We start from the raw sequence: 11,195 nt of genomic DNA, 5'->3' as shown, positions 1-11,195 counted from the left end.
TGCCACCCCTGCCTGGACGAGGAGCCGGCCATGACGGAACTCATGCTGAATGAGGTGCTCGGTCAGCTCCGGGCGCCGCAGCGGAACCGGTACTTCTACGGCAAGCTGCTCGACGTCCGGCATCTCGAGCTCGAGCAGACGTACGGCGTCACCCAGCGCCGGCTCATGAACCGGCTGGGACTCGGGTCCGGGGTGCTGTGTGGCCTCGGCCTCGAGCTCGGCGAGCGCGGTCTGCTGGTGCGTCCGGGGGTCGCCGTGGACGGACTCGGTCGCGAGATCACGGTGCCGGCGAGCTATTGCCTCGAAGATCCCGCCCAGCCCACCGACGACGCCGGCCGGCCCGACGGGGACAAGGTCGTGGACGGTCCGGTGACGATCCTCCTCTGCTACACCGAGTGCGCCGCCGATCCGGCGCCGGTGCTCGTCGGTGACTGCGACAGCCGCAACGGGTTCGCACCCGGAACGACGGTCGAACGCTTCAAGCTCATTGTTCGCAAGGGCCTCCCGGACAGGATGCCCGGGCTCACCGACGAACAGTGCGCCGCGCTCTTCCCGGCGCCGTTGCCTTCGCAGTTCGATCTGCGACGGGCAGCGTGCACGCTGCTGGACGAAGACTGTGCGCCGCCCGACGAGAGCTGTGTCGTGCTGGGCGTCGTACGCATCGATCCCGCCGGGAGTCCGGCCGCGGTCGAGATGTGCGAACCACGGAACACGATCTACAGCAACAGCCGCCTCTTCGATCTCTTGGCCTGTCTGGCCGAGCTGTTCGCGAGCTGTTGTGCGGTGACTGAGCTCAGGTATGTCGCCGGTGACGCCCAGCGGGGCAAGCCGGGTGATCGGCTTCCCGACCCGCTGCAGGTCCGAGTGGTCGACCATCTGAATCACCCGGTCGGGGAAACTGAGGTCACCTTCCATGTCCAGGCCGGCAACGGCAGGGTGAGCGATGGCGCGACAGTGTCCGACCGCGTCGTCGTGGTGAGCGGGCCGGACGGACTGGCCGCGGCCATGCTCGAACTGGGGCCGGATCCGGGTCCGGTGTCGGTCGAGGCGACCCTCGCCGACGGAGCCCGGGTCGTCTTCACCGCCTGGGTCACCGGTGAGCGGCCCCCGCCCGCAAGACCACCGGTAGTTCTTGGCCTGCAGCCCAAGCCGGCCGACGTGATCGTCGTCGACGACGGTGACGCGGGCACTACCTGGGCCAAGGAACCGATGCTGCGGGTGACTTTCGACCAGGAGATGGACGGCGGGAATCTCCGCGCCCCCGATGACTGGCTGCGGCTCTGGATCGTGACGCCGCCAGGGGACGCGAAGACCACGCTGATCCAGCGGTTCGCGCTGGGACTGGCGGACGTGGCGGCGGGGGCCGACGGTTTCGCGGCGACGTACCGATTGGATGCTCCGATCATCGACCTGTCGCCGGCCGCGGCGCTGGTGCAGATCCGGGCGCGGGGGACCTCGATCCTGTCGGCCGGCCCGACTCCGCTGCTGCTGGACGCGGAGTTCGCCGGCACCCAGATCCCGGCCGAGCTGCTCGAGAAGATCTGGGAGATGGTCGAGCAGAGGATTCCGCGCGAGGTGTGGGACGCGATGGTCGACACCGGAGCGACGCTGCCGAAGTCCGGCGACGGCGTACCGGGTGGTCTTTTCCATGCGTGGTTCGAGTTCGTCCGCGGTGAGTGACGGACAGGCTGAGGAAGGACGGGAAGCGACGATGACGGACGTTAGCTTGGGTGGTTGCAGCTGTGGCGGGTCGGCGGTGGCGGTCGGCTCCGCGGCGGTCGCGGGTACGACGGGGTGTACGGGCTCTGGTTCGGTGAGCCGGGAACGGACGCGGTACTTCGCCCGCCAGCTCGTCGGCGCGGACGACCTGACCCAGGACCAGCTCTATCAGCGGGAGAAGTCCCGCCGGCACAACCGCCTCCTGCACGGCTGGGGCATCGTGTGCGGCGCGCGGGTGCGCGCCGGTTCGGCTCCGTGCGAAGTGGTGGTGGAAGCGGGCTACATCCTCGGGCCGTACGGCGACGAGATCCAGCTCGACGGGGACATCGTGGTCGACCTGTGCAGTGAAGACCTCGACGGCAACGTCGCCTCGTCCTGCGGACCGGTCGATCCGTGGTGCGCCGACGTCCGTGTCGACCGCCCATCCGGACGTCCGGTCTACCTGGCGGTGGCGTATGCCGATTGCCTGTCCACGCCGGTCCGGGCGGTGTCGGACGGCTGCGGATGCGACGACACCTTGTGCGAGTACAGCCGCATCCGCGACTCGTACCGGCTGGTCGTCCTCGAAGACCTACCGTCGACTTACCCGCCCGGCGCGAAGCCGCCTCAGCTGAGTCGCTCGGTGTCCTGCCCACCACCCGCGGTCGAGGGGCAGGGCTGCAACTGCCCGCAATGCGCGACGTGCCCGACGGCACCGTGGGTGATCCTGGCCGACATCACCGTCGATGGTGGGGCGGTCACCGGCATCGACTGCGACAGCCACCGCCGGTACGTCGCTTCGTTCGGCGGGTTCTACTTCGCCTGCGAGGCCGAAGTACCCCCGAGGCAGGACGAGATCCGGGCCAAGCTGGAGCGCTCCCTGCGGCCGGAGGCGATCAAGGCGTTCGAGGAGGCCGCGGAGCTGACCACGGCACCTGTCGGGAAGTGGACCGGGGATCGGCTGTCGGTGCAGGGGATCGACGAGAACTCGGCCATCGGCCGACGCCTGAAGGAGCTGACCATCGCCGAGATCGCCGCCCAGGGCAGGACCACCTTCGTCGATGCGATGGTCTCGGCCACGTCCAAGCCACGTCGAGCCCAGGTGGCCGATCAGGCCGACGAGGTTTGGACCAAGGCAGCCGACGTCATCATTACGCTCTCATCCACCTGAATGTGTGCGCATCGCCAGGCTCGGGTGCGCCCCATCACCGCGGCGTTGTACTGCTCCGTCGGACTGAGGTTGCCATTAGCCCTGCTCTGCGGGGCTTTAGCGTTGTTGTCCGAGGAGGGACATACACCTTAACCACACGCATAAACATCGACGCCTGAGCAGGATCGAGGTTGCGGGCACGGAGCGATGCCTCGAACGCGGCAGCGCCACGTCGTTTGCAGGCGGATCCGAGATGGTCAATCCTGGCTGTTAGGGATCTGACTCGAGGCGAATCTTCGCCCGCCCGGCGGCTCCACTCGAGGCGCTCCAGTGGACTCCTTCCAAGCCTGACGGCGAGATCGTTGCGCATCGCGGCGGAGGCCGAGTTCTCCGGCGTGCGTGGCCCGGTCGTGGAAGCATCGCGCGAACTCGTCGGCCATCCGCACCACCGTGCCACACCAGCTCGTCCACGCCAGCCGCCGCTGGTATTCGATGCGTTGGACACCGATCGTGACGCCTGGCAACGTTCCGCGTCGGGAGGCTCCCCGCAGGCAGCTCCACAGTGCGCTGCCCGACCGACTACCCGATTGGCATAGCGAGTCCCGGGCCCGCCCCCCGGGGGCATGCCCGGGGTCTCCCGGGCGCGATGGGGCTCTGCGCGGCACGACATTTGAGTCAGGCAAATCGACCGGGCCTGATCCGTTCAGGCCCACGGGCGGACTGGCACTAGTGCCTACTACCGCATGCGGTAGCCCGATCGCGTCATCGCCCGGGCGAGTGGTTGCACTGAAAGACAGGGCGCATCGATCCGCAGCCGCGGGTCCTGGCCCGCATCGATGATTGAAGGAGCATCCCAATGACAGCAGTACAGCGAACGGCGCAGGTCGACTGGACGGGGAGCATTGCACGGGGTTCCGGGGTCACCTCCGGAGGAAGCGGCGCGCTCCGGGGCCTGCCGGTCACGCTCGCATCGCGCTTCGGTGAGCCGGCTGGCAAGACGAGCCCGGAGGAGCTCATCGCGGCGGCGCACGCAGGATGCTTCGCCATGGCGCTGGGTTCGGTACTTGCGGGACACGGAACGCCTCCGGAGTTCCTGCAGGTCATCGCCACCGTGACGCTGGAGACATCCGGCGACCCCACGATCGTCTCGAGCCGGCTCGACGTGCACGCTCTAGCCGCCCAAGCGGATGCCGCGTCACTTGAGCGTGCAGCGCAGGAGGCCGAACGTAGCTGTCCAGTCTCGCGAGCCCTACAGGGAAATGTCGAGATCCGTGTCCACGCCACGCTGGACCAGCCGTCCGCCTTGCCAGCTGCCGAATGAACTCGCAGTAGGTGCTGGCAGACACCCAGCGACAGCCGAGAGGCGGCCCAAGCGCGCTGCCGGCCCGGATCTGTCTGGGCGGAGCCGAGTTGCGCTAGCCGCGACGAGGAAGTCCGCGACGCTCGTCCGCCGATTTGGGAGCTCGCTGTGAATCTCGACGGTGATTCCGGACCTGCTGCGGCGCTTGGATCTGTTCTTCGAGCGACCAGATGCTGTGATCTCAGCAGACCTCAGCCAGGCGCGGCGCCTATTGGGGGGCGCCGCCGCCTCTGGACGCCGCGGCTTGGCGGCCTGGCTGAGCCTGGGACAGGTCAAGGGCGGAATGGACTTGCGACGCCCCGGCACCTGCCGTCGAACGGCGAACGTCTGCGAGATCTCCGGTCCTTTGCTCGCACTGGCTACCGGGAACTCGGCCGGGGCAACGACCCGGGTCCTCACTGGGGCGACGGGCAGCCCGATCCGCGACGGTTGCTACAAGGTCATCCACCGTGGGCAGAGGAGCCGATGATGACGCAGCAGATCGAGGACTACGCACTCATCGGCGATCTCCGCACCGCGGCCCTCGTCGGCCTCGACGGATCCATCGACTGGCTCTGCCTGCCAAGATTCGACTCGCCGGCCGTGTTCGCGACACTTCTGGGCGATGCCCGGAACGGCCGATGGATCCTGGCGCCGCAGAGCGGCGGACGATGCACGCGTCGCCGGTACCGTGGCGATTCGCTGATCCTCGACACCGAATGGATCACCCCGGACGGCGCCGTACGCGTCACCGACTTCATGTCACCGACCAGCGCAGAGCCGCACGTGGTCCGGATTCTGGAAGGGCTGACGGGCGAGGTTGCCATGCACATGTGCATGGCCCCCAGAATGGGTTACGGCAAGGTCGTGCCGAGCCTCCACAGCATCGGAGCGCACTTCGTCGGAACCGCAGGACCAGACTCCGTCTGGCTCAGAAGTGACGTCGGTCTGACCGTCACACACGGCACTGTGACCGGCGACTTCGTGGTCTCGGCGGGTCAACAGATTTCCTTCACTCTTGGACATTTACCCTCGTCGCGGCTCGAACTCCCCGCAGTCGATGCCGCCGACAGCCTCGCGGCCACCCAAACGTACTGGCGCGAATGGATGAGCAGGTGCACCTACTCCGGTCCATGGGCAGATGCAGTCAAGCGATCCCTCATCATCCTGAAGGCACTGACTTTCCAGCCGACCGGGGGCATTCTTGCCGCAGCCACCACGTCGCTGCCCGAACAGATCGGCGGTTCGCGCAACTGGGACTACCGATTCTGCTGGTTGCGCGACGCGGCCTTCACCCTGCGAGCTTTCCTCGCCACTGGATATGTCGAAGAAGCCTTTGCCTGGCGTGACTGGTTAGTGCGCACGGTCGCCGGCGACGCGACCGGAACGCAGATCATGTACGCCATCGACGGCACGCGTCACCTCCCCGAACTGACACTGGACTGGCTACCCGGGCACGCCGGCTCCTCACCTGTGCGCACCGGCAACGGGGCGGCAACCCAACGACAGAACGATGTTTGGGGCGAAGTCCTCGATGCCCTGCACGCGACCCGCGCCGCAGAAGATCGGCCGTGCCCGGGCGCAGCAGATCTGGAACGGGGTCTGGTCACACAGCTCGAACAGAACTGGGCCGAACCGGACAACGGCATCTGGGAGGTCCGTGGACCGCAACGACATTTCGTCCACTCCAAACTGATGGCTTGGGTCGGGGTGGACCGAGCCATCAGCACCCTCGAGAAACACCACCCGCGTGAATCGCTGAACGAACTACGTGATCTGCGGGAGGCGATCCACACCGAAATCTGCCACCGCGGATTCAACCGGTCGCGACGAGCCTTCACACAGTCATACGGTTCAGCGCGTCTGGATGCCTCGGTCCTTCTCATGCCACGCTACGGATTCCTGCCCTGGGCCGACCCGCGCATGGTCGCCACCGTCGACGCCATTCAAGGAAACCTCACCCGCGACGGACTCGTCCTCCGGTACGCCGTTGGAGCCGAGGGCACCAACGTCGATGGCGTCGACGGCGAGGAAGGCGCCTTCTTGGCGTGCTCCTTCTGGCTTGCCGACGCGCTTCACGGAATCGGTCGCACGGATGAGGCCGCCGAGTTGTTCGACCGCCTGCTGACCTTGCGCAACGACGTCGGCCTGCTCAGCGAGGAGTACGACCCGATCACCGGACGCCACCTCGGCAACACGCCACAAGCCCTCAGCCACGCCGGCCTCGTCACCACCGCTCTCCACCTCGCCAACCCAACGGCCACAACGGTCCAGCACCACTCGCCAACCTGGCAGGACGCGGCCAGTTGAGTTGCATCCGGTGCCGACGGCGCGCCTCGCATGGCGCCCCGACCCAACTGAGAAAGGTTATGAAATGTCAGTCACTTCGTTGAAAAGAGTCCTCTACACCGCCGAGGCGGTCACCGAAGGCGGCCGGTCCGGGCACGGCCGCACCAGTGACGGCCGCCTGGAAGTCGAGCTTTCGGTGCCCGAGAACCTGGGAGGCAAAGGCGGTCCAGGCACCAATCCCGAGCAGTTGTTCGCGATCGCTTACGCGGCCTGCTTCCAATCGACCATGCTGTCAGTCGCACAGCGGGGCAGGTTCGATGCCGGCGACTCCCGATTCACCTCCCGGGTGGACCTCGGCCCGACTGGACACGGTGGCTTCGGGCTTCGGGTTGCTCTGGATCTGCATGCACCGCACCTTGCGCCCGCCGTGGCCGCACAACTGATGGCCGAGGCGGACGGGCGTTGCCCCTATTCCAATGCCACCCGTGGAAACATTCCGGTCGTACTCACCGTCGATGGGACGCCGATCGAGGAGATCGTCAAGAACGACCAGGGTGCTGCGTAGTCGACCTTGTCATCAGTCCGCCGGGACCTCCTCCGGCTACGCCGACGAGATGGCAGAGCTCGAGTCGGGCAGCGCGCGGCGCAGTTGTTTTCGGGAGGTGATGTCAAGTTTGGCGAACACCTTGCCAAGGTGCCATTCGACGGTGCGAGGGCTGATGAACAGCCGGGCGGCAATCTCGGGATTCGTGAGATCGTCGCGGGCCAGCCGGGCGATCTGCGCCTCCTGTCCGGTCAGCTCCTCGTGCGTCTCGACTGTCCGCCTGCGTAGTGTCTCGCCAGTGGCGAGCAGCTCGCGTCGGGCACGCTCGGCAAATCCCTCGGCCCCGGCGCGGCTGAACGTGTCGTGGGCTCGGTAAAGCTGCTGGCGGGCTTCCACACGACGGTTCCCGCGACGCAACCATTCGCCGTACAGGAGTTGAGCACGGGCGAGGTGGACGGTGATCCGGGTCCGGGTGAGGCGCTCGACCGCCTCTCGGTAGAGGGAGTCGGCGACTTCGCCGTCGCTCAGCGTCGCGCGGGAGCGGGCCTCGATTCCGAGCGCCCACTCCGTCCCGGCGGCGCGTGTTCGTTCCTCGAGTCGCCGCAGGGCTGTAGCGCCAATGTCCGGTCGATCGCTGCGCACAGCCGCTTCCACCAGCTCGGTCAGACCCCAGCCGAAGAGACCCAGGTCATCGTGTTCACAGACCCGTTGCGCGGCGGCGAGCGAGTCCTGGTAGCGGCTGAGACCGTTGTAGAGCACCGCTGTGGCGTAGTCCGCCAAGGCGATCGCCCTTCCTTCACCCCTGGCTGTTGCATCCTCGATGCTGGCCCTGATCAGCGTCGTGGCCTGGGCTTCCTGGCCCCGCCAGGCGGAGAGCACCAGCGAGGTGTACATCAACGGGGGGCTGCCGGTTGCCTCGGCGATCACGTCAGCCTCGTCGATGAGCTCTGCTGCGGACGCGAACTCGCCGGCATGTACGTCAACGCCGGCGCGATAGGTGAGGGCGATCGGGAGGGCGGTCAGCCAGCCCGCATCCCGCGCGTGCCGAAGCTGCCGGGTGGCCAGCTCATGCCACGACTCGTCATCCCACAGATCCGGGGCGATTCGGCACCCCAGCCAGAGCCAGCGGGTGTCGTCCTGACTGCGGCACTCCTCCTCGGACAATGCGCGCAGCGCTCGCTGGAGCGGCTGCACCCCTGCCTCGTAGCCTTCGGTGAACCTCTTCACGAGACCATCGAGGAGTAGATCGATCGCACGCGCCGGCTGCGGGGCCGGCGGCGCCGTGCGGGCTGCGCCGGCGGCGTCGGCCACGCCGCCGCCGTTCTTGCTGAGGCGGCCGGCGAAGATCGCCGCTCCGAGCGCTTCGAGGTAAGTCTCACGCGCCGACTGTGTGTCCAGCGCCTTGAGGTGTTCGGCGGCGTTGAGCAGTAGCGATGGAGCCTCGTTGCCGCGCCTGAGCAAGAACGACAGCTGTGCGCGCAGCCGTTCCAGCCCGGCCCGCTGGATGCCGCCGAGCGGCGCCAGCTCCGCCGCCGCAAGCAGCGCCTGCGCCGAGTCCGGCGCGCCAGCCAGGAGCTTGGCCTGAGCGGCGGCGAGTGCACGCGCTCCACGGCGCGCGCGATCGGGCGTCAGCTCGGTCGCGCGTTCCAGAAACGCGGCCGCCGCGACCGCGCCGCCGCGGGCGCGCGCCCGGTCGGCCGAACGCTCCAGCTCGTCGGCCACTGCCTCATCCGGCTCTGACGCCGCACGGGCGAGATGCCAGGCGCGACGATCGGGATCGAGCACCAGATCGGTTGCTTCTGCCAGAGCACGGTGCGCCGCCTGCCGGTCGCCCACGGACACCGACTGGTAGACCGCCGAGCGGACCAGCGGATGGCGGAACCGGACCCGGGCGCCGAGTTCGACCAGTCCTGCAGCCACGGCAGGCGCTGCAGCGTCGCCTCCGATTCCCTGCAATTCGGCTGCGCGTCGCAAGAGCGTCACGTCGCCGATGGGCTCAGCGGCAGCAGTGAGCAGAAGCTGTTGCGTATCGTCCGGAAGCGATTGGAATTGTCGATAGAAACTCTGTTCGACGCGGCTCGCCACAGCCGCCATGTTGGGAAGGCCGAATCCGCCCGCCAGCTCGGTCGACGTCAGCTCTCGCGGCAGCTGCAACAGCGCCAACGGGTTGCCCCGCGTTTCGGCGACGATGCGGTCGCGCACTTGTACGTCGAGCGGTCCACGAATCGCCGATGCCAGGACCAGGTGGGAGTCGCGCTCGCCGAGGCCCTGAACCTTGAGCTCCGGCAAGCCGGTCAGCTCGTCGCTGGGCTCCCGCACGGCGAATATCAAGGCCACCGGATCGGCCATCAGCCGTCGTGCCACGAAGACCAGAGATTGCACGGAGGCCCGATCAAGCCACTGTGCGTCATCGATCACGCAAGCGAGCGGCTGCTCCTCGGCCGCGCCCGCCAACAGGGTCAGGACGGCAAGACCGATGAGGAAACGATCAGGTGCGGCGCCCTCTTGCAGCCCGAATGCGACCCGCAGCGCATCGCGTTGTGGGGGCGGCAACTCCTTCACCCGGTCGAGCATCGGCGCACAGAGCTGGTGAAGGCCGGCGTAGGCGAGCTCCATCTCAGACTCGACGCCAACGACTCGCGCAACACGGAAACCCGAAGCGCGCTCGAGCATGAAGTCAAGCAGCGCCGACTTGCCGCAGCCGGCCTCGCCGCGCAGCACCAGCACAGAACTCCGCCCCGTAGGTACCTCGTCCAACAGCCTGGCCAGTGCCTCGCACTCGCTGCGCCGACCACGCAACACTGACCGCGGGTGACCGCTGGACGGACCCATGGTCGATGGTAGGGAGTGCGCCCACTGGTTTGGCAAGCCTCCCGAGGCGACCGGCCGTGTCGGTGCCCCTTCTCTGCCGGGCCGCGAGCAGCTCCTCCGCCGTGCCCGTTCATGCCCTGGTCATGCAGACCGGGGATCGAACCCGGGGACCTACCGGTGCCGACAGGCGCCGATTGCCGCGAGCGTAGATCCGTCAGCACATCAACTGACGACCAGCTCACGGTAGGAGCGACAAGTGTTCACCAATCGCAAGTCAGGCACGATCCACCGCCGGCGCCTCCAGCTCGCAGCGACGTCCTTGGCAGCCGCCGCCTTCACAATCACCGGGGCCAACTGCGGCAGTCCATCCGGATCGGTGCCGGTGCCGCCGGCGACCGGCGATCCGGTCAGCGCGCAAACCACCGCACTCGGCACCATTCTCGTTGACGACCAGGGCCGCACCATCTACCAGTTCGCCAACGACAAGAACAACATGTCGACCTGCGCAGCAACCTGCGCGGTCAACTGGCACTACGTACCAGCGCCCGACTCGCTGCCGACGTCATCGCCCGGCGTGACCGGCAAGGTCGGCTCGACTACCCGCGACGACGGTCACCGCCAATTGACTGTCGGCGGCCACCCGCTTTACACCTTCGTCGGCGACTCCACCCCGGGCCAGACCAACGGTCAGGGCCTCAACCTCGACGGCGGCGTGTGGACCGTCGTCTCCCCGGCCGGCGCGCCCCTGGCGAACCCCAGCCCGGCCGGCGCCGCAACACAAAACGCACCCGGCTACTGAGAACGCCGACTAACGGACAGAAAGCAGTTGCCATGACAACCGCAGCACACATCCCCAGGTCCTTCCTCATGCCATCCGGGCAGATGTCGCCGCAGAGCGCAACAGACCTCACGTTCGATCTCGAGGAAACCTGTGCCCGCTGCGGACCCGGCACACCGGCCCAGTCCAAATGGGTGTTCCGGCCGATCAGGGAGGGAAACCGCGAGCAGTGCGACTTGTACCTCTGTGCCCATTGCTCCCGGGCAGGCGAGCCTCGGCTACTCACCGCCAGCATCCTCCATGTGGATCGGACGCATCACCAGCACTGACGATCTGGCGGTCCACCGCCACCTAGCACTGATCCACCGGAGGTGTGATGAAGCGCAAGATTGCCGTTGCCGCGTTGACTCTTGCTCTAGCAGGCAGCGCCGCCGCCTGCGGGGATGGCGGCAGTACGGGCGCGGCGACCCAGGCGCACGGACCGATCACCGTCTGGTACTCGAACAATGCCGAGGAAGTGACCTGGGCCAAGCAGATGGTCGCGGCCTGGAACACGGCCCATGCGGACCAGAAGATCACTGGCCAG

7 protein-coding genes and 1 pseudogene are annotated in these 11,195 nt (G+C 67.5%); 7 read left to right on the top strand and 1 reads right to left on the bottom strand.

From position 1 onward, the window contains the following. Window positions 1-30 precede the first annotated feature (30 nt). From EV652_RS37730 to EV652_RS37710, 5 genes are all read left to right on the top strand, one after another. On the top strand, window positions 31-1,680 hold the full coding sequence (locus tag EV652_RS37730) for a hypothetical protein (protein WP_132214621.1): 1,650 nt from the start codon (window positions 31-33) through the stop codon (window positions 1,678-1,680). Window positions 1,681-1,711: 31 nt separating this feature from the next. Beyond that, on the top strand, window positions 1,712-2,869 hold the full coding sequence (locus EV652_RS37725; RefSeq protein ID WP_132214619.1) for a hypothetical protein: 1,158 nt from the start codon (window positions 1,712-1,714) through the stop codon (window positions 2,867-2,869). 835 nt (window positions 2,870-3,704) lie between these two features. Then, a complete protein-coding gene (locus EV652_RS37720; RefSeq protein WP_132214617.1) occupies window positions 3,705-4,169 on the top strand; it encodes an OsmC family peroxiredoxin in 465 nt (154 codons plus the stop codon). 504 nt (window positions 4,170-4,673) lie between these two features. Then, window positions 4,674-6,497 carry a glycoside hydrolase family 15 protein gene (locus EV652_RS37715; RefSeq protein ID WP_369410063.1) on the top strand — a complete coding sequence of 608 codons (1,824 nt, stop codon included), beginning with the start codon at window positions 4,674-4,676 and terminating at the stop codon, window positions 6,495-6,497. Window positions 6,498-6,561: 64 nt separating this feature from the next. Then, window positions 6,562-7,041, top strand: coding sequence for an Ohr family peroxiredoxin (locus tag EV652_RS37710; RefSeq protein ID WP_132214913.1), 480 nt, complete (start codon window positions 6,562-6,564; stop codon window positions 7,039-7,041). A 36-nt stretch (window positions 7,042-7,077) separates the two neighbouring features. On the opposite strand, the gene EV652_RS37705 is transcribed toward EV652_RS37710, so the two are convergent. Continuing rightward, window positions 7,078-9,852 (bottom strand): helix-turn-helix transcriptional regulator, encoded by a 2,775-nt coding sequence (locus EV652_RS37705; protein ID WP_132214613.1) that lies wholly within the window; start codon window positions 9,850-9,852, stop codon window positions 7,078-7,080. Between the two features lie 235 nt (window positions 9,853-10,087). Here EV652_RS37705 and EV652_RS37700 point away from each other — a divergent pair, with 235 nt between their 5' ends. Continuing rightward, window positions 10,088-10,630: a COG4315 family predicted lipoprotein gene (locus EV652_RS37700; protein WP_132214611.1), complete on the top strand. Its 543-nt coding sequence runs from the start codon at window positions 10,088-10,090 to the stop codon at window positions 10,628-10,630. A 355-nt stretch (window positions 10,631-10,985) separates the two neighbouring features. After that, window positions 10,986-11,195, top strand: a pseudogene (locus tag EV652_RS37695) (sugar ABC transporter substrate-binding protein); the annotation flags it as partial.

Source organism: Kribbella steppae (genome assembly GCF_004342025.1).
Taxonomy (GTDB): Bacteria; Actinomycetota; Actinomycetes; order Propionibacteriales; family Kribbellaceae; genus Kribbella; species Kribbella steppae.
This window is presented reverse-complemented; position numbering and strand designations above follow the sequence as displayed.

What these genes read in the sequence shown, in the direction of transcription:
- EV652_RS37705 (WP_132214613.1), bottom strand. Translation starts at nt 9,852, where the DNA reads ATGGGTCCGTCCAGCGGTCACCCGCGGTCAGTGTTGCGTGGTCGGCGC.
- EV652_RS37725 (WP_132214619.1), top strand. Translation starts at nt 1,712, where the DNA reads ATGACGGACGTTAGCTTGGGTGGTTGCAGCTGTGGCGGGTCGGCGGTG.
- EV652_RS37720 (WP_132214617.1), top strand. Translation starts at nt 3,705, where the DNA reads ATGACAGCAGTACAGCGAACGGCGCAGGTCGACTGGACGGGGAGCATT.
- EV652_RS37730 (WP_132214621.1), top strand. Translation starts at nt 31, where the DNA reads ATGACGGAACTCATGCTGAATGAGGTGCTCGGTCAGCTCCGGGCGCCG.
- EV652_RS37715 (WP_369410063.1), top strand. Translation starts at nt 4,674, where the DNA reads ATGATGACGCAGCAGATCGAGGACTACGCACTCATCGGCGATCTCCGC.
- EV652_RS37710 (WP_132214913.1), top strand. Translation starts at nt 6,562, where the DNA reads ATGTCAGTCACTTCGTTGAAAAGAGTCCTCTACACCGCCGAGGCGGTC.